The sequence below is a fragment of the Nocardiopsis coralli genome (genome assembly GCF_014892575.1).
GTDB classification, from domain to species: domain Bacteria; phylum Actinomycetota; class Actinomycetes; order Streptosporangiales; family Streptosporangiaceae; genus Nocardiopsis; species Nocardiopsis coralli.
Window position 1 is genome coordinate 110,640 of sequence record NZ_JADBGI010000010.1, and the last position, 26,296, is coordinate 136,935.

Here is a 26,296-nt window from a genome sequence, read left to right on the forward strand (position 1 = left end):
CCCCGCAGGCACGGTCCCGTACCCGCGAAGGAGCACGACGCAGTGACAGTGATCGACAACGGCGCCCGACCGGCCTCGGAGCAGGCCGGCGACCCCGATCCGCGTCGGCCGAGCGTGCGGCTCTCGCGGTTCTTCGACCGCGGCACGGTCGAGCTGCTGACCGAGGAGGGCCCGGGTATCGACGCCGTGGCCGCCACCGGGCTCATCGACGGCCTGCCCGCGGTGGCCTTCGCCAACGACGCCCGGATCCAGGGCGGGGCGATGGGCACGGCCGGGTGCGCGGCGATGGAGACCGCCTACGCCCACGCGGTGCGCGACGGTGTCCCGGTGGTGGGTCTGTGGCACTCCTCGGGCGCCCAGCTCGCGGCCGGGGTGGAGAGCCTGCACGCGGTGGGCCGGGTCTTCGCGGTGATGACCCGCGCCTCCGGTGTGGTCCCGCAGATCTCGGTCGTGCTGGGCCCGGCGGCCGGCGGCGCGGCCTACGGTCCGGCGCTGACCGACGTGGTGGTCATGTCCGACCGCGGCAAGGTCTTCGTCACCGGCCCCGGGGTCGTGGAGAGCGTGACCGGCGAGCAGATCACCGCCGAGGAACTGGGCGGCGCCGACGCACACGGGCGCCGCAGCGGCGTGGTGCACGTGACCGCACCCGACGACGGCGCGGCCATGGCGCGCGGCCGTGACCTGGCCCTGCTGCTAGGGCGGCAGGGCGAGATGGAGCCCGCCGACGTGCACGACGCCGACCTGGGGTACGTGCTGCCCGAGTCGGCCCGGCGTGCCTACGACGTCAAACCCCTGGTGAACGGGGTGCTCGACACCCCGCTCGGCGACGGGGCCGTGGAACTGCAGGCCAAGTACGCGCCGAACATGGTCACCGCCCTGGGCCGCCTGGGCGGGCGCACCGTCGGCGTGCTGGCCAACAACCCGCTCCGTCTGGGCGGGTGCCTGGACTCCAGATCGGCGGAGAAGGCCGCCCGTTTCGTGCGCATGTGCGACGCGTTCGGGGTCCCGCTGGTGGTCCTGGTGGACGTGCCCGGGTACCTGCCCGGGGTGAGCCAGGAGTGGGACGGGGTGGTGCGCCGCGGAGCCAAGCTCCTGCACGCCTTCGCCGAGGCCACGGTCCCGCGCGTGACCCTGGTGACCCGCAAGTCCTACGGCGGCGCCTACATCGCGATGAACTCGCGTGCGCTCGGGGCGACCCGGGTGCTGGCCTGGCCCACGGCCGAGGTCGCGGTCATGGGGCCGGTCGCGGCGGTGCGCATCCTCAAGCGCCGCGAGCTCGCGGCCGTCCCCGAATCCGAACGCCCCGCGCTGGAGGAACGCCTGGCGGCCGAGCAGGAGCGCGAGGCAGGCGGCCTGCCCCGGGCCCAGGAGCTGGGTGTGGTCGACGAGGTCGTCGAACCCAAGAACACCCGCACCGCCCTGGCCCATGCGATCGACCGTGCCCCGGACGCACGCGGCGCCCACGGCAACATCCCGCTCTAGCCCGCGTCGCCCCCGGCGGCCGGAAAGCGGCCGGAAGAACGACGGTGCCCCGCGCTCCCTCGGGAACGCGGGGCACCGCTGTGTCCGGGGTCAGTCCCGGGGCTCGGGACCCTTGGTGCCCGACGGGCTGATGGTGGGCGCCTCCTCGGCCTGTGCGGACGCGGAGCCCTGGGCGTCCTCACCGTTCTGGGCGGCAAGGTCGCGGGCCAGGCGCTCTCGGGTCGCCTCGTCGTAGAGGTGGTCCAGCTGCGGGCGGCGGGCCATCCGGCCGTCCCCGGAGGAGCGGCCCATGGCGCGGCGGCGCAGCCACGGAACCAGGTGCTGGCGGGCCCAGCGCCGGTTCTCGCGGCGGCGCAGGATGCGCGGCAGCTGCTGCGGAGGGGTGCTCCAGGGGTCGGTCCAGGCCTCGCGCGGTCCCATCGGGAACCCGATGAGGTCGGCGATGCGGGCCGCGACGACCTGGTGGCCGGTCCCGTTCAGGTGCAGGCGGTCCTCGCTCCACGCACGCGGGTCGTTGAGGGCGTTGAGCGCCCACAGGTCGACGATCTCGGTGCCGGTGCGTTCGGCGACCGAGCGCATGTGCATGCTGTAGATCGCGATCCGGCCCCGGTAGTAGCGCAGCACCGGGATCCAGCCGGTGTCGTGGCCGGAGATGATGACCACGCGCAGGCCGGCGTCGAGCAGCTGGCGCACGCCCCACTCGAAGTGCTCGGCCAGGGCGTCCAGGTTGCTGCCGGGCCGCAGGACGTCGTTGCCGCCGGCCAGCACGGTGACCAGGTCCGGCTTCCACTCCAGGGCCTTCTCGAGCTGCTCACCGAAGATGTGGTGCATCCGGCGCCCGCGCACACCCAGGTTCGCGTACCGGAAGTCCGGGGTGAGGGTCCCCAGGTGTTCGGCGAGACGGTCGGCGAACCCGCGGTACTCACCCCCTGGACCGCTGTTGTCCTCCATCCCCTCGGTGATGCTGTCGCCGAGGGCCACGTAGGTCCGGATGGGTTCCGGTCTGCCCACACGCGCCGACGCTGGGGGATTCATGTCAAGGTCTGTCACGTCAACCAATCATCCGGCTCGACCGCACCACGCGCGCGCAGGACTGAGGGTGCGTGGGCTGCGGCACATCCTTCGTCACCGGCCGCCCTGGGCCGCCGACCCGCGTTCGAACACCGTCGACCCCTGGTCGGCCCCGATCGGGCCACCCGGCCGAAGGGTGTTCGGTCGAGGACAGTGCCCACCAAGCATACCCGCGGCCTCCCCCGTTTCACGCGTGCGCGTAACCACTCCGGGGGCACACGGGGCGGCGCCGAACCGCCCCTGACATGTCGATTGCCCGGTATGAGGTAGAGCACAGCAGAATGTACCGCACGCTGCGGGAACTCCCGCCACTGGGGCCATCACACACCGTGTTCGCCTGCGCGACGGCCCAGCACACGGGATCATGGGGGTACCGATGCGCTTCCCGGGCACGTACGATCTCGGGAAGTGCTCACGGCACCCCTGTCCCCCGGTCCGCCGTGCCCTGCCCAGGAGCACAGGTGGCGGCCCCTCGTCCTCGCCTGCCACCGACCGGCTCGGGACGCGTACTGTGGTGCACCGAACCGAAGGCCCGTGCGGTTCCTCCCGAATTCACGTGCAGACACCAGGAGGTCGAGGTCCCCAGCGGATGAACGCCGTCTCTCCGATCTGCCTCGTCGACCTCGCGCCCGCATTGCGCTGGTCGAAGTCGCCGGATGTGGCACCCCTGCTCCACCACGACCGGCTCATCGAGGGTTGGTGGCACTCCCTGCCCGTCGCCCGCGTCCTGGAGATCGCGGGCCCGCCCTGGCTCGCGCACAGCCTGGCGCGTGTGGCGGTCGAGCAGTGGGGACACGTGCCCCTGTCCGAGTTCCTGCCCAGCCTGCGAGGGCAATGGGTCGAGGCCGCCGAGCTCGCCGAACCGGTGAGCACCGTGGTCTCCTCCGCCGGCGGCTGGGGCCACCTGGTCAACGCCTGCCCCCAGGAGATCGGTGGCTGGGCGCTGCGCGACTGCCGACTGCTCGACGTGGTCAGCACGGTCGCCTGGCGCGCCCTGCGCCCCTGCGGTGAGCTGCCCAGCGGACCGGTGCCCTCGCCCGCGCTCATGCTCGAGGCCGTGCGCACCATCTCCAACTGGCTGCCCGAGTCCGCACCCGATCACGTGCGCGACGCCCTCGACTACCTGAGCGGGGCCACCAACGCCGGGGACGCACCCCCCGACGCCGACACCGGCGAGTTCGACGGCCCGCCCCAGACCCCGGCCACCCGCGCCATCCGTACCCTGCGCGCACTCCGGGCCCAGCGCGACCGTGAGGAGGCCGCGGCGGAGGAGGCACCCGTCGGCGGGATGGTCAGTTCCGCGGCCATGATCCCCGAGGCGGCGCACGCGGCCCCCGGCGGCAACGCACCGGCACCGGCCGCCGAGGACACCTCCGCCACCGACCTGCGCTCGCAGTTCCGCAGCTCCCTGCTGGGCCCCGGACGCACCCTGCGCCGCCCCAGCTTCGGCCCGCCCAAGGCGATGCGCGCCGACACCGAGGAGGCCCCCGCGGCCCCCGCGCTGGGTGAGCACCCGCTGGTCGACCAGGTCGAGCAGATGATCAGGTCCTGGCCCGAACTGGAACGCACCGTCGCGGCCGAGCGCCTGTTCGCCACCGACCCCATCAGCATCCGGGTGCTCTCCGAACAGATCTCGGTGGACGTGCGCGAGATCCGCTCGGCCCAGCGCAAGGTCGAGGAACGCCTGTTGAACTGGCTGAACTCGGCCGAGGGCGCGTCCATCACCAAGCACCTGCGCGACCTGTCCGAACAGTTGGGCACCGCCACCACCATCGACCGGCTCATCAGCGCCCACGCCGACCACCCCGTCGACGTGCCGGCGCTGCAGACCCCGATGTGGCGCGTGATCATCACTCTGTTCACCGACCGCCGTATGTACAACGGCTGGCTCATCGCCGACGACCCCAACCACCTGCGCACCCAGACGCGGGAGATGGTCGGGGACGCCCCCAACCTCACCGAGGCCGGCAACCGGCTGGCCCGCCTCGGGATCCGCCAGCCCGAGCTGCGCGCCTGGCTGCTGAGCACCCCGGGCGTGAACATCCGGGACGGCCACGTGTTCGTCGACCCGGCCGTGCCCATGGAGGGTTCGGCCCGGTCCCCCGAGCCCCTGGGCGAGGACGGCGCCACCACGCAGAACGGCCTGCCGATCCGCCGCCGCCCCGACGCGCAGGAACAGCCGCCACAGCCCGAGCCCCGACCGGCCCAGCACAGACCCGAGCCGGCGCCGCACCCCGTGGCCGCGGCGCCGCCGTCACCGCCACCGGCCGCACCCGAGCCCGTCAGGTTCACCGATGCCGCGGACCCCTCCACCGCGGCACGCTGCTTCCGCGCCCCGGACGGACGCTGGTGGCACCGTGTGGACATCACCGCCGACCACCTCAACGGCGCCCCCGTGGCGGTGCCCACGGGGTACGCCACCCACCTGGGGCTGCAGCCCGGACGCCTGCTGTGCCTGACCGCTCCCGGCGCCGACCTGCTGGTCCTGGTCTGGCGCGACCAGCCCGCCTTCGACTCGCTGCGCCCGCTGCTGCGCCGCCAGGCCGCCCAGCCCGGCGACCGCATGTTCATCACCGTCTCCGGCGACCGCCTGGACGCACGCAAGCTCCCGGCCATGGACATGAGCGGGTTCTCCCCGGCCGCCCGTGCCCTGCACCTGAGCGGCTACACCGCGCCCGCCTCGACCGAGGAGGCGCTGCAGATCCTGTCCCGGCGCATCACCGACTCCGATTCGGGCGCACCACCGGACCCGCAGTCGCTGCTGGAGCAGCTCTCGCGGCGCGGTGACGAGGACATCGCCCAGGAGCTGCACGCGGGCCTGTTCGCCACGCACTGACCCTGACCGACACACGTAGAAGGCCCCTGGAACCGGGGGCGGATTCAAGGGGTCCTCGCAACACCGAGTGGACTAAACGAGTTGTAGCAGACGCTCGGCTGGAGTTTTCCAGCCGAGCGTTTTGCGTGGACGCCGGTTGAGCTTGCCTGCGACGTGTTCCAGGTCCAGTGGCCCGTGCACCGACAGATCGGTGCCCTTGGGAAAGTACTGCCGCAGCAGCCCGTTGGTGTTCTCGTTCGACCCGCGCTGCCAAGGGCTGGCCGGGTCGCAGAAGAACACCGGCACCCCCGTGGCCACCGAGAACGCCTGATGGTGGGCCATCTCCGCCCCCTGGTCCCAGGTCAACGACCCGCGCAGGTGCTCGGGCAGCGTCTGGACCAGAGCACTCAGCACACCTGCCACCGCCTCGGCGGTGTGCTGCCCGGGCAGGTGCCCCAGCATCACGTACCGGGTCGAACGCTCCACCAGGGTGACGATCGCAGACTCGTTGTGCGCCCCCAGGATGAGGTCGCCTTCCCAGTGCCCGGGCACCGCCCGGTCCTCGACCTCGGGCGGGCGTTCACTGATCATCACCATCGCATCGCTGAAGCGGCTCCGCCTGCGCTCGGGCGAGCGGCGCGGTGTGCGCCGGATGCGGCCGGTGCGCAGCGCGGCGGCGACCTCGCGCTTGAGCCCGCCACGGGCCTGGACATACAAGGCCTGGTAGATCGTCTCGTGGCTCACCCGCATCGCCTCGTCGTCGGGGAAGTGCTCGACCAGCGCGTTGCTGATCTGTTCCGGGGACCACTGTTCCATGAGCCGGCCGGCGACCCAATCGCGCAGCCGGCCCGGCTGGGCGAGCTTGGCGTGTTTGGGGCGCGAGCGCTGTTGGGTGGCCCGGCGCTGGGCGGTATAGGCGCCGTAGGAGCCGTCGGTGCTGCGGTGGTGGTCGAGCTCGCGTTTGATGGTCGAGGCGGGCCGGTCCAGGTCGCGGCCGATCGCTCGCAGGCCCCAGCCCGCCCGGTCCAGGTCCGCGATCCGTTCCCTCTCGGCCAGGGTCAAAAAGCGTGGATGCACCGGTTTGTCGAGCGCGGCCACGGTCGGCTCAGCACTGGTGGTCATGGGCTCCATGGTGGTCTGTCCGGTGGAGTAGTCCACGCGGCGCCCGTCGGGGTAGAGCCTGGTGTTGTTGGACTTGCGTACCCCGTGGTCCCAGTCGCGGGCGGTGCGCTCGTTGATGCCGGCCCGCCGGGCGGCCTCGCGGCGGGGCATGCCGCTGCTGCGCAGGCGCTGGTACTCCTGCCGACCGGGGTGGGGTCGTTGTCGGCGGTGTGAGCGTAGTCCGGCTTTGCGTGCCCACCCGAACGCGGTGTTGCGGTTGATGCCGAGCTCTCGGGCTGTCTCGGTGACGTTGGCGGACTGGGCCATCAGCTCCAGGAACCGCTCCCTGAGGCGGTCCCGTTCTTCCTTGGACAACGACACGGTGGTCGCAACCTCCTGAAAGTCAGGGTGTTGCGACCACCGCTAGAACCCAAGCCGGTTCGCGGGGGCCTTCTACGTGTGCACAGCGATGCCTACCCAGGGCCTGCTTGGCGGACACCGCCCACACCGTCGCCCGCCACCACCCTCAACGGACGCCTTCGGCGCAGTATTCGTTGAAGCGACGGAAGGCGCCCACCAAACAGACCCTGGGGCTTCCGATGCGAGCAGAAAGGATATAGGTTAGCCTTACCTAAGAGAATTGAGGTGATCCTGCTGCTTCCGTCCACGAACCTCTCGGTCCCCTCCCCCGCCGAACGGGCGCGCTCGGTCCTGGCCCGGCCCAACCCGGCCACCGTGACCAGCTCCGACCGGTCGCTGCACCTGACCGGACCCGTCTGCCACACCACACCTCAGGGCGAGGTCACGCTGCTGGTTCCCGACCGGCACATGGTCCTGGCCGAGATCGGCGCGGGAACCCTCGAGGCCACCCTCGAGTTCACCGACACCGCCCCGGTCGACCTGCGCGACAGCACCCGTTCCCTGCTGTGGATCAACGGGACCCTGCGCGTCCCCCCGAGGTCCGAGGCCCGCAACCTGGCACTGGCCGTCTCCGACCAGGACCCCGACGAACGCCTGCTGGACCTGGGCCACGGCCGCACCATGGTGACCCTGGCACCCGACCTGGTCGTGCACTCCGACCACGACGGCTGCCACCTGATCACCCCCGCGGAGTTCGCCGGCGCCCCCGCCGACCCCTTCGGCCGCTGGGAGGGCCCCTGGCTGCGCCACCTCGAGGACAGCCACCCCGACGTGCTCTGGGGCCTGGTCGCGCACTGCCCCGAACCGCTCCCCCAGGGCCGTCCGCGCCCGCTGGGCGTGGACCGCCACGGGCTGCGCCTGCGCCTGGAGGGCCCCGAGGGCGACCACGACGTGCGCATCTGCTTCCGGCGTCCCGCACGCACCCCCGACGACGTCGCCCACGAGGTCCAACAGATGGCCGGCCTCCTGCACTGAGCCCCCCGGAACACACACGAACGGGCCGGGACCCGAAGGTCCCGGCCCGTCGCACGCCGTACTCACCTCAGACGTTGAAGCCCAGCATCCTCAGCTGGTCACGGCCGTCGTCGGTGATCTTGTCCGGACCCCACGGCGGCATCCAGACCCAGTTGATCTTGACCTCGCGCTCGAACTCGTCGAGCGCGCTGTTGGCCTGGTCCTCGATGACGTCGGTCAGCGGGCAGGCCGCGCTGGTCAGCGTCATGTCCAACGTGATGGCGGCGTCGTCGGCATTGACGCCGTAGAGCAGGCCCAGGTCGACGATGTTGATCCCCAGCTCGGGGTCGATCACGTCCTTGAGCGCCTCGGCGATCTCCTCGGCGAGCTGCTCCTGCTCGGGGGAGGCCGCCTCCGCGGGGGCCTCGGTGGTGGTCGTCTCGTTCTCGCTCATCAGACGCCTTCCTTGTCCAACGACTTCGACACCGCGTCCTTCCAGGCCATCCAGCCCAGGAGCGCGCACTTGATGCGGGCGGGGTACTGCGAGACCCCGGCGAAGGCCACCGCGTCCTCCAGGACGTCCTCGTCGGGCTCGCCCTGGCCCTTGGACTGCATCAGCTCGGTGAACGCGTCCAGGGTCTGCATCCCCTCGGCGACCGTCCGGCCGATCAGCAGATCGGTCAGGACCGAGGTGCTCGCCTGGCTGATGGAGCACCCCATGCTGTCGTAGGAGACATCGGTGACGGTGGCCTTCTCGTCGAGCTCACCGCCGGGGGCGGGGGTCAACGAGACCCGGAGCGTCACCTCGTCCCCGCACGTGGGGTTGATGTGGTGCGCCTCGCCGTCGTGCGGATCCCGCAGCCCCTTGTTGTGCGGGTTCCGGTAGTGGTCCAGGATGATCTCCTGGTACATCGCGTCCAACTGCATGGTCAGGCTGAATCCTTGTCCTAGGGCCGGGTCCCGAAGAACTTCTGGGCATCCCGGATGGCCTCCGCGAGCGCGTCCACGTCCTCGAACGAGTTGTAGAGGTAGAACGACGCACGCGTGGTGGCGACGATACCCAGCTTGCGGTGCATCGGCCAGGCGCAGTGGTGCCCGACCCGGACCTCGACGCCCCGGTCGTCCAGGACCTGGCCCAGGTCGTGCGGGTGGATGTCGTCCACGACGAACGACACCGCCCCACCGCGGTCCACCGTCTCGGTGGGACCCACGATGCGCACGCCCTCGATGGAACCGACCTTGTCGAGCGCGTACCCGGTGAGCTGGTGCTCGTGCTCGGCCACCCGGTCCATGCCGATGGAGCTCAGGTAGTCGCAGGCCGCGGCCAGCCCGACCGCCTGGGGCGCCATCGGCACCCCGGCCTCGAACCGCTGCGGGGGCTCGGCCCACGTGGAGTGGTCCATGTACACGACGCCGATCATGGAGCCGCCGGTGATGAAGGGCGGCATGGCCTCCAGCAGCTCACGGCGCGACCAGAGCACACCGATGCCGTTGGGACCGAGCATCTTGTGCCCGGAGAAGGCCAGGAAGTCCACGTCCAGCTCGCCCACGTCCACCGGCATGTGCGGCACGGACTGGCAGGCGTCCAGCACCACCAGGGCACCGACCTCGCGGGCCCGGGCGGTGATGGTGTGCACCGGGTTGACCGTGCCCAGCACGTTCGACTGGTGGGCGAAGGCCACCACCCGGGTGCGCTCGTTGACGATCTCACCGATGTCGGTCAGGTCCAGGCGCCCGTCCCCGGTCACCGGGAACCACCGAAGCGTCGCACCGGTGCGCTGGCACAGCTGCTGCCAGGGCACCAGGTTGGCGTGGTGCTCCATCTCGGTGACGACGATCTCGTCGCCCGGACCGACCTGGAAACGGCCCAGCGCCGACTCGGCGGTGGCCGCGTTGCTCATCGCGTAGGCCACCAGGTTGATGGCCTCGGTGGCGTTCTTGGTGAAGACGATCTCACCACTGCTGCCACCGATGAAGTTCGCGATGGTCTCACGGGCCGCCTCGTAGGCGTCGGTCGCCTCCTCCGCGAGCTGGTGCGCTCCCCGGTGCACCGCCGCGTTGTGGCGTTCGTAGAACTCCCGTTCGGCGTCCAGTACCTGTCGGGGCTTCTGCGAGGTCGCCCCGGAGTCGAGGTAGACCAGGCGGCGTCCGTCGCGGACGGTCCGGGAGAGGATCGCAAAATCCTTCCGGACCGCCTCGACGTCGAGCCGCTCCAGCTCGCGCATGCTCATCGGTTACGCGCCCGCCTTCACGAAACGCTCGTAGCCCTCGGACTCCAGGGTGTCGGCCAGGTCCGGACCGCCGGACTCGGCGATACGGCCACCGGCGAAGACGTGCACGAAGTCCGGCTTCACGTGGTTGAGGATCCGGGTGTAGTGGGTGATGAGCATGGTGCCCATCTGGTGGGTCTCCTTGGCGCGGTTGATGCCCTCGGAGACGATCTTGAGCGCGTCCACGTCCAGACCGGAGTCGGTCTCGTCGAGGATGGCCACCTTCGGCTTGAGCAGCTCCAGCTGAAGGATCTCGTGGCGCTTCTTCTCACCGCCGGAGAAGCCCTCGTTCACGCCGCGGGCCGCGAAGCCCGAGTCGATCGAGAGGTCCTTCATGGCGCCCTGCAGCTCCTTGGAGAACTGGCGGAGCTTGGGGGCCTCGCCGCGCACCGCGGTGACCGAGCTGCGCAGGAAGTTGGACATGGACACACCCGGGACCTCGACCGGGTACTGCATGGCCAGGAACACACCGGCACGGGCGCGCTCGTCGACCTCCATGTCGAGGATGTTCTCGCCGTCGATCAGCACCTCGCCCTCGGTGATCTCGTAGCGCGGGTGGCCGGCGATGGCGTAGGCCAGGGTGGACTTGCCGGAGCCGTTGGGGCCCATGATGGCGTGCGTCTCGCCGGAGTTGATCGTCAGGTCAACGCCCTTGAGGATCTCCTGGCGCTCGTCCTCGCCGATGAGGACGTCGGCGCGCAGGCCGCGGATTTCGAACTTCGTCATGTCAAGCCTCAGGAATTCTCTTCGTCGAGGGAGACGAGCACGTCGTCGCCGTCGATCTTCACGTCGTAGGTGGGGACCGGCTGGGTCGCGGGCGGGTTGATCGGGGATCCGGAGCGGAGGTCGAAGCAGGACCCGTGCAGCCAGCACTCGATGGTGCCGTCCTCGACCTCGCCCTCGGAGAGGGCGACCTCGGCGTGGGAGCACACGTCCCGCACCGCAAAAACCTCGCCCTCGGTGCGCACCAGCGCGATCGGGGTCTCGTCGTCGGTCTCGATGCCGAGAGCCCCCTCCTCGGGGATCTCGTCGAGCTCGGCGACCTTGACCCAGCGACCGGACTCACTCATGGGAGGCCAGCTTCTGCTCGACCTTCTCCATGATCTCGTCGCGCAGCTCCTCGATCGGGATGCGGTTGATCAGCTCGAGGAAGTAACCGCGGATGACCAGACGACGGGCCTCCGCCTCCGGGATCCCGCGCGAACGCAGGTAGAAGAGGTGGATGTCGTCCAGGCGCCCGCTCGCGGACGCGTGCCCGGCGCCCTCGACCTCACCGGTGAAGATCTCCAGGTTCGGCACCGAGTCCACGCGGGTGTCGTCGGTGAGCTGGAGGTTGCGGTTGAGCTCGTAGGAGTCGGTCCCGGTGGTGCCCTCGCCGATGATCACGTCACCGATCCACACCGCGTGGGCGTCCTTGCCGCTGAGCGCGCCCTTGTACTCCACGCGCGAGCGGGTGTTGGACAGGTTGTGGTCGATGAGCGAACGGTGCTCGTGGTGCTGTCCGTCGCCGGTGAAGTACAGGCCGTGGAGCTCGGCGTTGGCGCCGCGGTCCTTGTAGGCCACCTTCGGGGACAGGCGCACCAGGTTCCCGCCGAGCGTGACGACGATCGACTTGAACGTGCCGTCCTTCTCGACCTGGGCGTTGTGCTGGGTGACGTCGACGGCGTCGTGGTCCCAGTCCTGCACGCTGATCAGGGTCAGGCGGGCGCCCTCCCCCACGTGCAGGTCGAGGTTGCCCGCGCGCACACCGGTACCGGTCTGTTTGAGGACCACGACGGCCTCGGCCATCGGCTCGAGCTCGATGAGGTACTGGTCGAAGCGCGTGCCGCCCTGGGCCTGGCGGTCGATGGTGACCGGACGCTCGAGGGCGGTGCCCTTGGCGACGGTCAGGACCGTGGCCTCCTGGAAGGCGCTGTGGGCCTGGGCGGTCACTCGGTCCGCGGGCAGGCCGGCGGTGCGCAGGCGCTCGTCGTCACGACCGACCTTCTCGACGGTGACACCCTCGGGGGCGTCCACGTCGAGGCGGTCGACGCCGTCGGCCTCGCCCTTGAAGTCGTGCAGGCCCTTGAGGCGGCGCAGCGGCGTGAAGCGCCACTCCTCCTCGCGGCCGTTGGGCACGGGGAAGTCGTCCACGTCGAACGACCCGTGGGTCGCAAGCTTGGAGAACGGGATCTCCCCCAGCCCGTGGCTGTGGGCCTTGGGTTCGGTGCTCGGGCTGGTCAACTTAACCAACCGCTCCTTCCATCTGAAGCTCGATCAGTCGGTTCAGTTCCAGCGCGTACTCCATGGGCAGCTCACGCGCGATGGGCTCGACGAACCCGCGCACGATCATGCCCATGGCCTCTTCCTCTTCCATCCCGCGGCTCATCAGGTAGAAGAGCTGGTCCTCGCTGACCTTCGAGACGGTCGCCTCGTGCGCGAGCTCGGTGTCGTCCTCGCGCATGTCGTTGTACGGGTATGTGTCCGAACGGCTGATCGTGTCGATCAGCAGTGCGTCGCACTCCACCGAGGACTTGGCCAGGTGTGCGCCCTCCTGGACCTGGATGAGTCCCCGGTAGGAGGAGCGGCCACCGCCGCGGGCCACCGACTTGGAGACCACCTTGGAGGAGGTGTTGGGCGCGCAGTGCACCATCTTGGAGCCGGTGTCCTGGTGCTGGCCCTCACTGGCGAAAGCGATCGACAGGGTCTCGCCCTTGGCGTGCTCGCCCATGAGGTAGACGGCCGGGTACTTCATCGTCACCTGGGAACCGATGTTGCCGTCGATCCACTCCATGGTCGCGCCCTCTTCGGCGACGGCGCGCTTGGTGACCAGGTTGAAGACGTTGTTCGACCAGTTCTGGATGGTCGTGTAACGGCAACGGGCGTTCTTCTTGACGATGATCTCGACGACGGCCGAGTGCAGCGAGTCCGACTTGTAGATCGGCGCGGTGCAGCCCTCGACGTAGTGGACGTAGGCGCCCTCGTCGACGATGATCAGGGTCCGCTCGAACTGGCCCATGTTCTCGGTGTTGATCCGGAAGTAGGCCTGCAGCGGGATCTCCACGTGCACGTTCTTGGGAACGTAGATGAAGGACCCGCCGCTCCACACTGCGGTGTTGAGCGCGGAGAACTTGTTGTCACCCGGAGGAATGACGGAGCCGAAGTACTCCTCGAAGATCTCCGGGTGCTCCTTGAGCGCGGTGTCGGTGTCCAGGAAGAGGACGCCCTGCTCCTCCAGGTCCTCGCGGATCTGGTGGTACACGACCTCGGACTCGTACTGCGCGGCGACACCGGCGACCAGGCGCTGCTTCTCCGCCTCGGGGATCCCCAGCTTGTCGTAGGTGTTCTTGATGTCCTCGGGCAGGTCCTCCCAGGAGGTGGCCTGCTGCTCCGTGGACCGCACGAAGTACTTGATGTTGTCGAAGTCGATGTTGGACAGGTCCGCGCCCCAGTTGGGCATCGGCTTCTTGTCGAAGAGCCGGAGGGACTTGAGGCGGAGCTTGGTCATCCACTCCGGCTCGTCCTTCTTGCCGGAGATGTCGCGGACGACCTCTTCGTTCAGACCGCGACGGGCCGTGGCACCGGCCTCGTCGGAGTCGGCCCAGCCGTACTCGTAAGTTCCGAGCCCTTCGAGCTCGGGGTGCGCGATAGACGTCATGCGCGGACTCCTCCTGGACTCAGACGTCCTTGTGATAGGGCGATCCTCCGTCCGCCGGACGGCGGACGCTGTTGGTCGCGGGGCTGTGGCCCTCCCCGCTCGAGGCGTCATCCCGTGGGGTGACGTGCGTGGTGCACACACCGTCGCCGTGGGCGATGGTGGCCAACCTGCGCACCGGGGTGCCCAGGAGCCGCGCGAAGGCCTCGATCTCGGCCTCGCAGAGCTGCGGGAACTCCGCGGCCACGTGCGCGACTGGGCAATGGTGTTGGCAGAGCTGGTCGCCGCCGCCGGGTGCGGGCGCCCGGCCCGCGGTGGCGGCGTAACCGTCGTTGGACAGCGCCTGGGCCAGCAGGTGGACCCGCTCCTCGGGCGGGACCGAGTCCAGCATGGGCTCGTAGCGCTTCTCCAGGTCGGCGACCTGACTGCGGGCGAACTCGCCGACGGCCTCGGGGCCGGCGGTCTGCGCGAGGAAGCGCAGTGCACTGGAGGCGAGGTCGTCGTAGGCATGGACGAAGGCGTCGCGTCCGGCCTCGGTGATGGCGAACACGCGCGCGGGTCGTCCCCTGCGGCGGCGGCCGCCGTGGGGCCGGGCGTCGCGGCCCTCGACCATGCCTTCGCTGGTCAGGTTGTCGAGGTGGCGGCGGATGGCCGCCGGGGTGAGCCCGAGGCGCTCGCCGAGGTCGGCGGCGGTGATCGGGCCCTTCTCCATGACGATCCGTGCCACCCGCGCGCGCGTGCCGGTCTCGGCACCGCGCTCGGACCCGCTCAGGGGACCGGGCATACTGGACGCGTCCGGCATACGGCTCCCCCTTCTCACGTCGCACGGCTCGTCGGAGTGTGTGAATTGATTAGACAACATCAGTGTGGCGTAAATCGACCCGGCTAGGCAAACCTGCTCCCATGGGTTTGGTCACGAAGGGCAGCCTTGCCTAAGTGGGAATTCACGGGGCGAACACACCTGAAGTTGAAAGACCGCACGGCCCCGGAACATTCCCGGCGCTCACATTCTGGGACACCGGTGCCAGGATCCGGACACCGGGGGCGTACCGCCGGAGCCTCCCCGAAGCTCCCCGACACGGTCCCGGTGATCGCATCCCCCGAGCCGCACGTAGACTCGGGCCCCATGGAAACAGCCGCGGTCGAGGTCGTCGACCTGGTCAAGCGCTACGGCGCCACCACAGCAGTCACCGGCCTCACGTTCACCGCGCGGCGGGGGGCGGTGACCGCACTGCTGGGCCCCAACGGCGCGGGCAAGACCAGCACCATCGAGATCTGTGAGGGGTTCCGCCACTCCGACGGCGGACAGGTACGCGTCCTGGGCCTGGACCCGCAGGGCGACGCCGGCGCCCTCAAACCCCGCGTCGGCGTCATGCCCCAGTCCGGCGGCGTGCCCACCGGCGCCCGCGCCGGCGAGTGGCTGCGCCTGATGGCCTCCTTCCACGCCCGCCCCATCGACCCCGACCTGCTCCTGACGCGCCTGGGTCTGACGTCGGTGGCGGGCACCCCCTTCCGGCGCCTGTCCGGCGGACAGCAGCAGCGCCTGTCCCTGGCCTGCGCCGTCATCGGCCGACCCGAACTGGTCTTCCTCGACGAGCCCACCGCCGGGCTGGACCCCCAGGCCCGTATGGCCACCTGGGACCTGGTCTCCACCCTGCGCGAGGCCGGCGTCGCCGTCATCCTGACCACCCACCACATGGAGGAGGCAGAACGCCTCTCCGACCACGTGGTCATCATCGACCGCGGCTCCGTCGTGGCCGAGGGCACCCCCGACTCGCTCACCGGCGACCACCGCGAGGTCTGCTTCTCCACCCACGACCCCCTGGACACCGACGCCCTGCGCGAGGCCCTTCCCCCCGGCTCCACCGTGACCAGCACCGCCGCGGGCGACCGCCACCACCACGTGGTGCGCCCCGACGACCCCGACGGCGCCGGACCCGAGTTCCTGGCCACCGTCACCGCCTGGTGCGCCTCCTCCGGTGTCATGGCCGAGGACCTGCGCGTCAGGCGCCGTACCCTCGAAGACGTCTTCCTCGAACTCACCGGCCGGGAACTGCGGGACTGATGACCGAGCACACCTCCACCACCTCCACCGCCGACCGGGCCGGAACGACCGGCACCGACGACGCCGCGCTCTTCCGGCCCGATCCCCAGGCCGCACCCCTGTGGCGCATGGTGCTCGCCCAGGCCGGCATGGAACTGCGCATCATGCTGCGCCACGGCGAGCAGCTGCTGCTGACCATGGTCATCCCCGTGCTGCTGCTCGTCGGCTTCACCGTCACCCCCGTCCTGGACGTGGGCGAGGGCGCGCGCGTGGACGTGCTCACCCCCGGTGTGCTGGCGCTGGCGGTCATGTCGACCTCCTTCACCGGCCTGGCCATCGGAACCGGGTTCGAGCGCCGCTACGGGGTGCTCAAGCGGCTGGGTGCCACGCCCCTGTCCCGGTTCGGCCTGCTGGCCGCCAAGACCCTCGCGGTCCTGGCGATCCAGGCGATCCAGGCCGTGGTGCTGTGCGCGGTGGCACTGGCCCTGGGCTGGTCACCCGCGCTCACCCCCGCGGCCGTGGCGGGGGTCCTGGTGCTGGTGCTGCTGGCCACCGCCGCGTTCAGCTCGCTCGCGCTGCTCATGGCCGGGACCCTGCGCGCCGAGGCGACACTGGCCGGCGCGAACCTGGTCTACGTACTCATGCTGGGCCTGGGCGGGGTGCTGTTCCCGACCAGCACCTTCCCCGGGCCGTTGGAGCAGGCGGTCGCCGCTCTGCCGATCACCGCGCTCAGCTCCGGGCTGCGCACCGCCCTCATCGACGGGACGCTGCCCTCCCTGGGCGCGTTCGCGGTCCTGGCGGTGTGGGCGGCCGTGTGCGGGCTGCTCGCCGCGCGGCTCTTCCGGTGGGAGTAGTCAGGACCGCGGCGCGGGGGTAGCGCCGCGCCTTCGGGGCATCACCGCGGAGTGCGGGTCTCGTCCCCGTTTCCGCCGTCGTCCTCCCCGTTGCCGTCCGCTTCTTCGTCACCGCCGCCCTCGTCGGGGCCGTCCTCCGGCGGCGCGTCCAGGGGCAGCAGGCGCCACTGCTGGTGCGGTTGCCCGGCGTCGGCGGCCTCCACGACCAGTGACCGGTTCTCCGGGTCGCCGCCCTCGGCCTCCAGCGCGTTGCGGGTCTCCCGGTTGACCAGGCGCACCGCCCCGTCCTGCATCTGCACCACGATCCAGTGCTGGCGGGGTTCGCCGTCGCGTTCCTTCAACACCGCGCCGGGGTTGTCCTCGGCCTCGGCGATCTCCAGGAGCAGGCCGCTCTCGACCCCCTCGATCTCCACGTGGGTGTCGTCGACCGGGTGCAGGCGCCACTGCTGGTTCTCCTCGTCGTGGCGGTCCCACAGGTGGATGTGTGCGCCGGAGTCGGTGGAGCCGCCCGCCACGTCCATCACCCGGTCGCCGTGCACGTTCTGCAGCACCTGGGTCGCGCCGGGTTCGACACCCTCGGGCAGGGGCCCGGGTTCGGGCTCCTCCTCGGCCTCCTCATCCTCCTCCGGGCCTCCGGGCGGGTCGACGAGGATGCCGGAGGAGACCTCCAGTTCCTCCTCCTCGACCGCTTCCAGCTCGTTGACGGCGGCCCCTGCCGTGTATCCGGCCACGGTCACACCCAGCAGCAGGGCCAGCGCGCCGGCCACCATGGGCCAGCGCGGGACCCGGCCTTCTTCGGCGTCGTCGTCGGGACGGGGGCGGGATGAGGACATCGGTGGGGACTCCAGCGGGGAAACGGACCGGCTCGGGCGCGCCGAGACCATCTCACTGTAATTGCGCCCGTTCGCGGCTTTTGCCGTGATCCGGGTGGGCCGTGCGTGCTCGGTAGTCTCGGGCCCCATGGAAGCCATCGGAGTCCCCTGGTTCGTGCTGGTCCGCTACCTGGGTCCGCCCCTGTTCCTGCTCGCCGCGGGCGGGGCCCTGCTGCTGTGGCGTCCCCCGCGGCGCCGGGGCCTGGCCTGGGCAGCGCTGGCCACCAACCTGCTGGCGGCGGCGCTGCCGTTCCTGTGGATCGCAGTGCAGGTGGCCTCGGGCGCGGGCGACCTGACCGCGATCGGGCTGGTCATGACGTTCCTGCAGCCGGGTCTGGTGGTGCTGGCCTGGCTGGTGCTGCTGTGGGCGTTGGTGGACCCGCGCTCGGGCGGGCGGGGAGCGGCCGGCGAGGACACGGGGCAGGAGGAGGAACGGGTCGCCGAAAACGTAGGATGACTCGTGATGCGCTCCTCCACCGGAACACCCCTGAGCCTGCGTTCGGCCGCCGAGGCCGTCCCCGCGACGTGGCTCGTCCTGATCGGCATCATCTCCGTGCAGACCGGCGCCGGTGTCGCGAAGGGCCTGTTCGAGCAGCTCCCGCCCACCGCGGTCGTGTGGCTGCGCCTGCTCACCTCGGCGGTGATCCTGGTGATCCTGGTGCGCCCGGCCCTGCGGGCGCGCACGCGCGGGGACTGGGCGGTGGTGATCGGCTACGGAACCGCGCTGGCGCTGATGAACGTCTTCATCTACCAGGCCTTCGCCCGCATCCCCCTGGGCCTCGCGGTCACCATCGAGTACTTGGGACCGCTCATGATCGCGATCCTGGGCTCACGCCGACGGGTGGACCTGCTGTGGGCGGGCCTGGCCGGGGCCGGGGTGGCCGCACTGGGCCTGGAACGCGCCGACCTGGACCCGGTGGGTGTGCTCTTCGCCGTCCTGGCAGCAGCGGCCTGGGCCGGATACATCCTGCTCAGCGCAGCCACCGGACAGCGCTTCAGCGGCGCGTCCGGACTGGCCATCGGCAGTGTCGTGGGCGTGGTACTGCTGGGCCCGCCCGGGATCGCCGAGGGCGGTGCCGCCCTGCTCGACTGGCGCCTGGCGCTGATCGGGCTCGCCGTGGGTGTACTGTCCTCGGTCGTGCCCTACACCCTGGAGCTGACCGCCCTGCGCCGTATGCCGCCGCGGGTGTTCGGGATCCTGATGAGCCTCCAGCCGGCCGCGGCCGCCCTGGTGGGACTGGTACTCCTCGGCGAGATGCTGACGGTGTGGCAGTGGCTCGCGGTGGCGTGTGTGATCGCGGCCAGCGCCGGCTCGACCCGGACCTCGTCACGGAACGACGACCGGGAACGGAAGGGGTCGACCGAAACCCCGCCATCCGAGGACGGGTCACCCCCTCCCGGGCCGACATAACGGGGCGCGAACGCACAAACTCTGACCCCGCGGACCTGCATTTTCTCACTGAGGGTTTCGAACCGTAACCGAACGGTTATCTGCAGTGGTGGGCATCGAGCCCACAACGCTGTAGCCACCCAGAGAGGGATGACATGCGCAAGGCCGCCAAGTTCGCGATCACCGGTCTCTTCGCTGCGGGCCTCGTCGGCGCCGGTATCGGCACCGCCTCCGCCTCCGCCCAGGACATCGAGTGGGACACCGACGTGGTCCAGTCCTGTGTGCAGGAGCAGCAGAACATCGGCCTGATCAACCTCGACCTGGACCTGCTCAACCAGTGCATCAGCAACGCTGACGCCTAAGAGCGTTCCCGGGGGACGGCGGGTCTGCGGTTCGCCCCGCCGTCCCCCTTCATGTGCACGGCCCCCGTTCGGCGACCGTGCCCGCGCCCCGCCGAACCCCCGCGCCCTCCCCCAACCCCACAGGCACCGTCGTTACTCTCTGTGCATACCCGGCCGAAGACGGAGCGTCAGGGGCGCTCCGACCAGGAGGGCCCACCACCGTGCCGAAGCCGCCACGCCGCACCGCCGCCTCCCTGGGCCGCACACTGGGCCTGACCGCGTTCGCCGGCGCCGTCGTGCTCGGCGCGGCCTCCCTGGGTTCGATCGGCACGGGCTCCTGGCCCCCGCCCTTGCCCGGTTCCCTCCCCGCCACCGAGCCGGCCGAGAGCAGCATCGGCGAGGAGGCCGTGCCGTCCGAGGACCCCGACGCCCCCGTCGGGCTGACCGTTGCACCGGCCGAGTTCGTCCCCGCCACCCCGGACCACCGCCCCAGCCCCGGCTACACCACCGTGGCCACACCCGGGGCCGACCGGGAGGGCGCACACGGGACCGTCGGCGAACACACCGCCGTGCACGTGACCGTCGCCAACCGCACCGACGGCGAGCTCGAGGTGAGCCCCTCCCACTTCGCGCTCGTCGACGCCTCCGGGGCCAGGCACGACTCCGCCGACGGGGCGGGTGCCGCCGAGGACCAGATCAGCACCCTCACCCTGCTGCCCCGCCAGGCCACGTCGGGCACCGTCAGCGCACCCGGCTCGTTCACCCCCGCCTCCGTCGAGATGCTCGAGGCACCCCACGGCGACACCGTGCACGAGGCGCCCGTCCAGCACTGACGCCCGTCCGCGAGCCGGTACCGGTCAGCGCCGGCCGGACGCCGTCGACGGTTCCAGGCTCCGCGACCACGCCACTTCCCCGTCCAACCGCCCCGTGCTCCGGAACAGCCGCACCTGGTGCGTGCCCCGCAGGACACGGGCCAGTTCGCGGCGGTCGGCCTCGGCGAAGCCCAGGCCCTGCCAGAACGGGCCGGAGCGGCGGCTGAACAGCCACGCCGTGCGTGCTCCCTCCTCGGCCGCCCGGTCGAACGCGAAACGTGCAAGGGCAGCGCCGCGTCCGGCCGAGCGGCGTTCCGGATCGACCGCGACACTTCGGATCAGCGTGTGCCTGCGGTCGGCGCTCATCTCGTAACCGGTGCAGCCGCGGACCGCGCCCGTGCCGTCCCGCTGGATCCACAGGCGCACGTCCGGGGAGTCCAGGCCGCTCAGGGTCAGGTCGACCCGGGCCAGGAAGGCCGTCAGCGCTTCGGTGTCGTCGGGTGTGGCTCTCCTGGGTTCCATGGGCGGGAGCCTGACCACCGTTGTCCTGCGGGCCCGCTGACGCCTCCCGTTTTTGTGCCGGACCGTGTTTGCGGGAGAATCTCCGGGTCGCCCCGCCCCTGCGTCCCTTCCTGGAGAGTGCTGCCGAGATGATGGGCACCAGCCACGCCGCCACCGGCCTGCTCACCGGAGGGGTCACCGGGCTCCTGGTCACCTCCGACCCGGCGCACGGACTCGTGTGCGGTGCCGTCGGTGCGGGCGCGGCCCTGTTGCCCGACCTGGACACCCCGGGCAGCGCCGTGGGCCGGTCGCTGGGCGCGGTGACCGAGCGGACCGCGATGGGGGTGGAGGCCCTCTCACGCACCGTGTACCGGGCGACCTCCACGCCCACCGAGAAGCGACGGCCCCAGGACGGGGGTCACCGGTTCCTGACGCACACGCTCCCGGGCTGCGCGGCCTTCGGTGCCCTCGCCGCGCTGGTCGCCCTCGTGCCGTGGGGTGCCGCGCTCGTGGTCCTGGCGATGTCCGCGCTGGGCCTGGCGACGGTTCTGGGGTCGTGGACCTTCGTCGCAACGGTGCGTCGGCGCAAGCGGGTGGCGGTGGTGATCGCCTTCGTGCTGGCCGCGGCGACCCTGCTGTTCGCGGGCGGTTCCGGCCCCGTCTACTGGTTGGTGGGCGTCGTGGTGTTCGTAGGGGCGCTGACCCACGTGCTCGGCGACTGGCTCACCCCGTCGGGTGTGCCGCTGGCGTGGCCGCTCGCGGTGCGAGGCAAGCGCTGGTGGATGTTCCACGCCCCGTTGACGTTCCACACCGGCCGAAGCCGGGTGGAGACCGGCATCGCCTGGGCCTCGACCGCCGGGCTCCCGGTCGTGCTCGCCCTCGCGGTCACCGCCTGACGCAGCCCGGACGAACGGGCTTGCCGGAGCATGTCCTTTACGTTGTAGATCGCATGCGGGTTTCCCTGCGTCCGTGCAGGTGGCGACTGCGGCGGGGCCGCGTCACGGACGCGCACACGGTGTACTACAGTCTGTCGTATGTCTGATTCCCCGGCCGCCGCGACGGCCCAGAGCACCCTTCCCCCGGCAGCGGTGGACCTGGACGACATCGTCGTCCTGGGCCTCCCCCTGTGGGGCTGGCAGATCGCCCTGGCGGCCGCCGGGGTCATCGCCCTGATCTTCCTCGCCCGCACCATCTGGACCCCCACCACTCGGTCGTTGCGAGCCTGGGCGCTGGGCAACATCGCGGTCAACGCGGGGATCGCCGTCACCGGCGCCACCGTGCGCGTCACCGAGTCGGGGCTGGGTTGCTCCGAGTGGCCCCGGTGCACGCCGGACAGCTTCGTGCCGGTCAACACCGGGCACGCGGCCTTCAACGCCGCCGTGGAGTTCGGCAACCGCACGCTGACCTTCCTGGTCATGGCGGTCGGCGTCATCACCCTCATCGCGGTCCTGCGCTCGATCCCGCGCCGCCGCGACCTCACGCTCCTCGCCGCGATCATCCCCGCAGGCGTGCTCGGCCAGGCCGTGCTCGGCGGCATCACCGTCTGGACCGACCTGCACCCGGCCGCGGTCTCCTCACACTTCCTGCTCTCGATGGTGATGGTGTTCATCACCGTCGCCCTGTACGTGCGTATCCGGGAACCGGAGGGCAAGCCGCGGGTGACGGTGAACCCGCTCCTGCACGCGCTCTCCGTCGGCCTGGTCGTCGTCGGGTTCCTGCTACTCATCGCCGGAACCGTCGTCACCGGCACCGGCCCGCACGGCGGCGACGCGATGGCGCCCCGCTGGGACCTGAACCTGGAGATCATCACCCCCGTGCACTCCGGCCTGGCCTGGCTCACGCTGGTCGCCGCCGCGGTCGCCGCGGTCCTGGCCTTCCGCACCGGCGCCGCCCGCCCGGTGCGCGTGGCCTCGGTGTCCCTGGTCGGACTGGTGATCATGCAGGGCGTGATCGGCTACACCCAGTACGCCCTGGCCCTGCCGGAGTCCCTGGTGGTCCTGCACGTGCTCGGCTCGGCCCTGACCTGGATCGCGATCGCGCGCCTGTACTTCTCCACCACCCGGCTGGAAGCGCCTGACGAGGCGGTCACGGACCTCCCCGCGGAGCATGACGGGGCTCGTACCCCTGCTGGGCCCGCGCCTGGGCAATGACCTGCGCGAAGTCGGAGCGGCGCAGGAACCCGGAGTCCGTGGGGCTCTCCGCCCACCCGGGTGTGACCGGCTGGTGCATACGGCCCAGGAACGTGTCCCGCGAGACGTGCATGAGCGCCAGGTAGGAATCGCGCCGCACCTTCCAGTCCCCGCGGGGGCGCCCGGCGTCGATCTTCTGGTGCAGCAGGGCCAGCTCCGTCGCGGCGAGCTGGTACTCCTTCATCGCCGCGCGCCCCTTCGGCCCGGCGTTGCGCGAGGCCCACTCCCTGGCCTCACGCCGCTCGGGCATGGAACTGAGCATGGTGATGTCGGACGGCGTGACCAGCCCGGTCGACACGTACGGGGGCAGGTGGCGCCCGATCGCGGCGACCTGGGCGCGCCGGTCACGCGCCGACAGGCTCACGATCCCGAGCGCGGCCACGAACACCACCGCGTAGGCCAGTCCCAGGCCGGTCCACCCGGTCTGGGCGGCGCCGTTCCACATGCCGTGCAGCACCACGGCCACGACCCAGCCGGCGACCGGGGCCAGCGCACGCGCGCGCCCGGTGTGCATCGCGGCGTAGGCCACGCCGATCCCGATCATGGCGGTGTAGACGGGGTGGCCGAAGGGGGCGACGATCCCGCGCAGCACGAAGGTCGCGGCGAGGTTGCCCTCGAAGAACGCGCCGAGGAAGTACAGGATGTTCTCGGTGAAGGCGAACCCGGTGGCGACCATGCCGCCGTAGACCACGCCGTCGGTGTAGGTGTCGATCTCGTGGCGCCGCCGCCAGAGCAGGATCAGCAGCACCAGGCCCTTGGCGCTCTCCTCCACGATCGGGGCGACGACCGAGGTGGCGACCACGCCCCCGGTGTCGGGGCCGAAGAGCGGAACCGCGACGCTGCGCAGCCCCCAGGCGTTGAGCACGAGGGAGGCCACCACGGCCACACCGGCGCCCCAGGCGAAGGCGAAGAAGAGCACGGAGCGGGGTTCGGGTTCCAGGCGGTCCAGCAGCAGGATGAGCGGGATCAGCACACTGACGGGCACGACCGCCGCCAGGAGGCTGACGACGAACCCGGTGGCCCCGTCGATGCCGGCGGCCGCTCCCCCGGCCATGGCGAGCATCCACAGATAGACGAACATTCCGGCCATGCACACGACGCTGACGGTGGTGCCGACCAGGAGGGTGGTCGAGCGGCGGGAGTTGCGTCCCTGCAGGATGGCGCTGGTGTCGAGACGGGGCATGGGCACCGATCGTAGTAGGAAGACGCCCGGTGGCGGACCCGGCCCCCGCGGCCCCGTGGTGGCCCGGGGCACACCGCCCCTGCGGGACAATCGGACCCGCCCGCATCCGACCGGAAGGCAGACGATGGAGACCACCGCACCCGCGAAGACCCCGGCCGCCCTGACCCTGCTGCGGGTGGCCGTGCTCGCCCATCTGGCCATGATCCTGTGGGAGGGCGCGACCGCCGGGAACCTGGTCACGACCCCCATCAGCATGGAGGCGCTGTACCTGCACTACTACGGGGCCTTCGTGGTGCACGCGGCCGCCGCCGTGCAGCTGGGCGCGGCGGCGTGGCTGTGGTGGGGGCCGGGGCGTGCGCGCACGGGCGCGCGCGCACTGCTGGTGATCAGCGCGCTGGCGCTGCTGCTCGGGCTCGTACAGGCGGCGCTGGGAACGTTCGGGGTGCTGCAGGCGCACGTGCCGCTGGCCGTGGTGCTGACCGGCCTGGTGGCGTGGTCGGCCGCGCTCGCCTGGCGCCGCTAACGGGCGACCGGGGTCGGCACGAGCGGCCAACACCGTGTGTGAAACAGGAAACGAACACCGGAACCGATCCCGCGCGGGCTGCATCGTAGGGGGACGTGAAGCCGTCCCGACCCGGAGGAGCCCCCGTGCGAACCCCCCTGCGTCTGGCCGCCGCGGCCAGTGCCCTGACCCTGATCACCGGATGCGGACCCTTCGGTGACGACAACGACGACGGAGAAGCCGCCGGTTCCGCGGAGGAGGTCGAGCACGCCGACGGTCCCCTGGTGGTGGAGGGTGCGTTCGGCGGTGACAACGGCTTCCCGGCCCGAGTCTCCTTCGAGCACGTCGAACGCTGGGACGACCGGAGTGTCCTGCGCTTCACCGTCGAACCCCTGGGCGACGACGCCCACGACGAGGGCGACCGCATGATCAAGTCGGGGACCTTCGCCCACTACGACTCCGGGACGTGGGACTTCGCGCTCATCGACACCGTCGGCTCGACCCATTACAAGCCCCTTGCGGACTCCGACGGTTACAACCCGGGCAGCCCGATGCCCCAGACCTGGTTCGTGGGCGGGCAGTTCGAGATGGAGGCGCACTTCCCCCTCGTCCCGGACGACGTGGAGCGCCTGACCCTGCACGCGGCCGGCGACATCCCGCCGGTCAGCGGCGTTCCGGTGGTCGACGGGGAGCCCCCGGAGGACCCGCCCACCGGGGAGGAGGACGACGCCTTCGAGATGGAGGCGGGTGACACGCTCGCCCTGGAGACCCGCGGAACCGACGTCGAGGGCGAGCCGGAGGACTACGTCGACGAGCTCCACCCGATCGTCGAACACCCTTCCCGCACCCGCGCGGACGGCGGGGACGAGGCCACGGTCGGCCTGCACGCCGACGTGCTCTTCGAACTGGACGAGTCCGAGCTGACCGACGAAGCGGCCGACACCCTCACCGAGGTCGCCGAGCAGACCCGTGCCGAGGCCGACCCGTCACAACCGCCGATCAACGTGGTCGGCCACACCGACGGCCAGGGGTCGGACGACCACAATCAGAACCTGTCGGAGGAGCGCGCCAACGCCGTGCACGAGTTCCTGTCCGAGGAGCTCGGCGACGACTACGAGTACGAGACCGAGGGCCGGGCCGCGGATGAACCCGTCGCGGACGAGAGCGCCGACGACGAGGAACAGCGGGAGGACGCCCAGGCCACCAACCGCCGGGTCGAGATCTCCTACACGTTGCTGCCCGAGGCCGAACGGGAGGCCGGCGCCGACGACGGGGACGGTGGCGGAGGCCCGCTCGAGAGCGTGGTCGCGGAACCGGCACCCTTCCGTGAAGAGCTGGGCGAGCCGGTCGATTCCGGGGAGGCACAGATGCTGGAGGGCAGCCCGTCGGAGGTTCGGCTGGACGTGTACCCCTTCTACCGCGACGGCGCCTACCTGGTGGGTGTCTTCGGGTTGGAGACGCCGGAAGACGGTTCGGCCCCGCTCGACCGACTGGAGGGCACCTACACCGGCGGCCACCTGACCGCGTTCGGTGTCCGTGGCCCGGATGAGGGCGAGGTCCTGCGCACCGCGCGCGTGGGGGCCGTGCCTTCCGGTGAGACCAACGGGGACTACCTCGCCCACCGGCAACACTCGATCTTCATGGAGGAAGGCGAGTCGCGCGTGGGCTTCGCCTACTTCCCGGCCCCGCCCGAGGAGGTCGACGAGGTGACGCTGGACGCCGACCGCTTCGGCGAGTTCACGGTTCCGGTCGAGTAGCCACACGAACACGAACGGCCGCCCCGCGGGAGCCGGACCCCGGGGCGGCCGCAGCGGCCAACACTGTGTGTGAAACAGGCAACGGACACCGGAACCGATCCCGC

General features: G+C 71.1%; 26 protein-coding genes. 13 read left to right on the top strand and 13 right to left on the bottom strand.

All coding sequences use genetic code 11. The annotated features are described in order from the left end of the window. Window positions 1–42: 42 nt before the first annotated feature. Window positions 43–1,482, top strand: coding sequence for an acyl-CoA carboxylase subunit beta (locus IDM40_RS13280; protein WP_193122302.1), 1,440 nt, complete (start codon window positions 43–45; stop codon window positions 1,480–1,482). A gap of 90 nt (window positions 1,483–1,572) precedes the next feature. Here the strand turns inward: IDM40_RS13280 and IDM40_RS13285 are convergent, their stop codons facing one another. Beyond that, complete coding sequence (locus IDM40_RS13285; RefSeq protein ID WP_193122303.1) at window positions 1,573–2,517, bottom strand: SGNH/GDSL hydrolase family protein; 945 nt, start codon at window positions 2,515–2,517, stop codon at window positions 1,573–1,575. 625 nt (window positions 2,518–3,142) lie between these two features. On the opposite strand from IDM40_RS13285, the gene IDM40_RS13290 reads away from it, so the two are divergent. Continuing rightward, window positions 3,143–5,389, top strand: a complete 2,247-nt coding sequence (locus IDM40_RS13290; RefSeq protein WP_193122304.1) for a hypothetical protein — start codon at window positions 3,143–3,145, stop codon at window positions 5,387–5,389. Between the two features lie 72 nt (window positions 5,390–5,461). Here the strand turns inward: IDM40_RS13290 and IDM40_RS13295 are convergent, their stop codons facing one another. After that, on the bottom strand, window positions 5,462–6,640 hold the full coding sequence (locus IDM40_RS13295; protein WP_193122397.1) for an IS30 family transposase: 1,179 nt from the start codon (window positions 6,638–6,640) through the stop codon (window positions 5,462–5,464). 474 nt (window positions 6,641–7,114) lie between these two features. Between IDM40_RS13295 and IDM40_RS13300 the strand changes: the two genes are divergently transcribed. Further along, window positions 7,115–7,864, top strand: a complete 750-nt coding sequence (locus tag IDM40_RS13300) for a DUF2470 domain-containing protein (protein WP_193122305.1) — start codon at window positions 7,115–7,117, stop codon at window positions 7,862–7,864. Between the two features lie 67 nt (window positions 7,865–7,931). On the opposite strand, the gene IDM40_RS13305 is transcribed toward IDM40_RS13300, so the two are convergent. The 8 genes from IDM40_RS13305 to IDM40_RS13340 are packed head-to-tail and all read right to left on the bottom strand — an operon-like array spanning window position 7,932 to window position 14,549. Further along, window positions 7,932–8,297 (bottom strand): metal-sulfur cluster assembly factor, encoded by a 366-nt coding sequence (locus IDM40_RS13305; RefSeq protein WP_193122306.1) that lies wholly within the window; start codon window positions 8,295–8,297, stop codon window positions 7,932–7,934. Next, window positions 8,297–8,770 carry a Fe-S cluster assembly sulfur transfer protein SufU gene (gene sufU / locus IDM40_RS13310; RefSeq protein WP_193122307.1) on the bottom strand — a complete coding sequence of 158 codons (474 nt, stop codon included), beginning with the start codon at window positions 8,768–8,770 and terminating at the stop codon, window positions 8,297–8,299. The genes IDM40_RS13305 and sufU overlap by 1 nt, the downstream gene beginning before the upstream one ends. Window positions 8,771–8,790: 20 nt before the next feature. Next, on the bottom strand, window positions 8,791–10,074 hold the full coding sequence (locus IDM40_RS13315; protein WP_193122308.1) for a cysteine desulfurase: 1,284 nt from the start codon (window positions 10,072–10,074) through the stop codon (window positions 8,791–8,793). Window positions 10,075–10,077: 3 nt separating this feature from the next. Then, window positions 10,078–10,839 carry a Fe-S cluster assembly ATPase SufC gene (gene sufC / locus IDM40_RS13320; RefSeq protein WP_193122309.1) on the bottom strand — a complete coding sequence of 254 codons (762 nt, stop codon included), beginning with the start codon at window positions 10,837–10,839 and terminating at the stop codon, window positions 10,078–10,080. Window positions 10,840–10,847: 8 nt separating this feature from the next. Beyond that, the gene (locus tag IDM40_RS13325) at window positions 10,848–11,183 is read right to left on the bottom strand and encodes a non-heme iron oxygenase ferredoxin subunit (protein ID WP_193122310.1); all 336 of its coding nucleotides are present in this window, start codon (window positions 11,181–11,183) and stop codon (window positions 10,848–10,850) included. Continuing rightward, window positions 11,176–12,336 (bottom strand): Fe-S cluster assembly protein SufD, encoded by a 1,161-nt coding sequence (sufD, locus tag IDM40_RS13330; protein WP_193122311.1) that lies wholly within the window; start codon window positions 12,334–12,336, stop codon window positions 11,176–11,178. The genes IDM40_RS13325 and sufD overlap by 8 nt, the downstream gene beginning before the upstream one ends. Before the next feature lies 1 nt (window position 12,337). After that, on the bottom strand, window positions 12,338–13,750 hold the full coding sequence (gene sufB / locus IDM40_RS13335) for a Fe-S cluster assembly protein SufB (protein WP_193122312.1): 1,413 nt from the start codon (window positions 13,748–13,750) through the stop codon (window positions 12,338–12,340). 19 nt (window positions 13,751–13,769) lie between these two features. After that, window positions 13,770–14,549, bottom strand: coding sequence for a helix-turn-helix transcriptional regulator (locus tag IDM40_RS13340; protein WP_193122313.1), 780 nt, complete (start codon window positions 14,547–14,549; stop codon window positions 13,770–13,772). Between the two features lie 324 nt (window positions 14,550–14,873). Here IDM40_RS13340 and IDM40_RS13345 point away from each other — a divergent pair, with 324 nt between their 5' ends. Further along, on the top strand, window positions 14,874–15,812 hold the full coding sequence (locus IDM40_RS13345) for an ABC transporter ATP-binding protein (protein WP_193122314.1): 939 nt from the start codon (window positions 14,874–14,876) through the stop codon (window positions 15,810–15,812). Further along, the gene (locus tag IDM40_RS13350) at window positions 15,812–16,645 is read left to right on the top strand and encodes an ABC transporter permease (RefSeq protein WP_193122315.1); all 834 of its coding nucleotides are present in this window, start codon (window positions 15,812–15,814) and stop codon (window positions 16,643–16,645) included. Before IDM40_RS13345 ends, IDM40_RS13350 begins: the two co-directional genes overlap by 1 nt. Window positions 16,646–16,686: 41 nt before the next feature. On the opposite strand, the gene IDM40_RS13355 is transcribed toward IDM40_RS13350, so the two are convergent. Next, on the bottom strand, window positions 16,687–17,478 hold the full coding sequence (locus IDM40_RS13355; RefSeq protein WP_193122316.1) for an RICIN domain-containing protein: 792 nt from the start codon (window positions 17,476–17,478) through the stop codon (window positions 16,687–16,689). Window positions 17,479–17,605: 127 nt separating this feature from the next. On the opposite strand from IDM40_RS13355, the gene IDM40_RS13360 reads away from it, so the two are divergent. The 4 genes from IDM40_RS13360 to IDM40_RS13375 all read left to right on the top strand — a co-directional run bounded on the left by IDM40_RS13360 (window position 17,606) and on the right by IDM40_RS13375 (window position 20,081). Beyond that, on the top strand, window positions 17,606–17,974 hold the full coding sequence (locus IDM40_RS13360) for a hypothetical protein (protein ID WP_193122317.1): 369 nt from the start codon (window positions 17,606–17,608) through the stop codon (window positions 17,972–17,974). Window positions 17,975–17,980: 6 nt separating this feature from the next. After that, on the top strand, window positions 17,981–18,928 hold the full coding sequence (locus IDM40_RS13365; protein ID WP_193122318.1) for an EamA family transporter: 948 nt from the start codon (window positions 17,981–17,983) through the stop codon (window positions 18,926–18,928). Between the two features lie 134 nt (window positions 18,929–19,062). After that, window positions 19,063–19,269: a hypothetical protein gene (locus IDM40_RS13370; RefSeq protein WP_193122319.1), complete on the top strand. Its 207-nt coding sequence runs from the start codon at window positions 19,063–19,065 to the stop codon at window positions 19,267–19,269. 200 nt (window positions 19,270–19,469) lie between these two features. Beyond that, window positions 19,470–20,081: a DUF4352 domain-containing protein gene (locus IDM40_RS13375; RefSeq protein WP_193122320.1), complete on the top strand. Its 612-nt coding sequence runs from the start codon at window positions 19,470–19,472 to the stop codon at window positions 20,079–20,081. Window positions 20,082–20,105: 24 nt separating this feature from the next. Here the strand turns inward: IDM40_RS13375 and IDM40_RS13380 are convergent, their stop codons facing one another. Continuing rightward, window positions 20,106–20,582, bottom strand: coding sequence for a GNAT family N-acetyltransferase (locus tag IDM40_RS13380; RefSeq protein ID WP_193122321.1), 477 nt, complete (start codon window positions 20,580–20,582; stop codon window positions 20,106–20,108). Window positions 20,583–20,650: 68 nt separating this feature from the next. On the opposite strand from IDM40_RS13380, the gene IDM40_RS13385 reads away from it, so the two are divergent. Both IDM40_RS13385 and IDM40_RS13390 read left to right on the top strand, forming a co-directional pair. Next, window positions 20,651–21,457: a metal-dependent hydrolase gene (locus tag IDM40_RS13385; RefSeq protein ID WP_268959332.1), complete on the top strand. Its 807-nt coding sequence runs from the start codon at window positions 20,651–20,653 to the stop codon at window positions 21,455–21,457. A 138-nt stretch (window positions 21,458–21,595) separates the two neighbouring features. Next, window positions 21,596–22,711, top strand: coding sequence for a COX15/CtaA family protein (locus IDM40_RS13390; RefSeq protein ID WP_193122322.1), 1,116 nt, complete (start codon window positions 21,596–21,598; stop codon window positions 22,709–22,711). Here the strand turns inward: IDM40_RS13390 and IDM40_RS13395 are convergent. Beyond that, on the bottom strand, window positions 22,647–23,933 hold the full coding sequence (locus tag IDM40_RS13395; RefSeq protein WP_193122323.1) for a PrsW family intramembrane metalloprotease: 1,287 nt from the start codon (window positions 23,931–23,933) through the stop codon (window positions 22,647–22,649). The genes IDM40_RS13390 and IDM40_RS13395 overlap by 65 nt on opposite strands. A 124-nt stretch (window positions 23,934–24,057) precedes the next feature. Between IDM40_RS13395 and IDM40_RS13400 the strand changes: the two genes are divergently transcribed. Both IDM40_RS13400 and IDM40_RS28820 read left to right on the top strand, forming a co-directional pair. Continuing rightward, window positions 24,058–24,456 (top strand): hypothetical protein, encoded by a 399-nt coding sequence (locus IDM40_RS13400; protein WP_193122324.1) that lies wholly within the window; start codon window positions 24,058–24,060, stop codon window positions 24,454–24,456. Window positions 24,457–24,581: 125 nt separating this feature from the next. Then, window positions 24,582–26,192, top strand: coding sequence for an OmpA family protein (locus IDM40_RS28820; protein ID WP_193122325.1), 1,611 nt, complete (start codon window positions 24,582–24,584; stop codon window positions 26,190–26,192). Window positions 26,193–26,296: the final 104 nt, after the last annotated feature.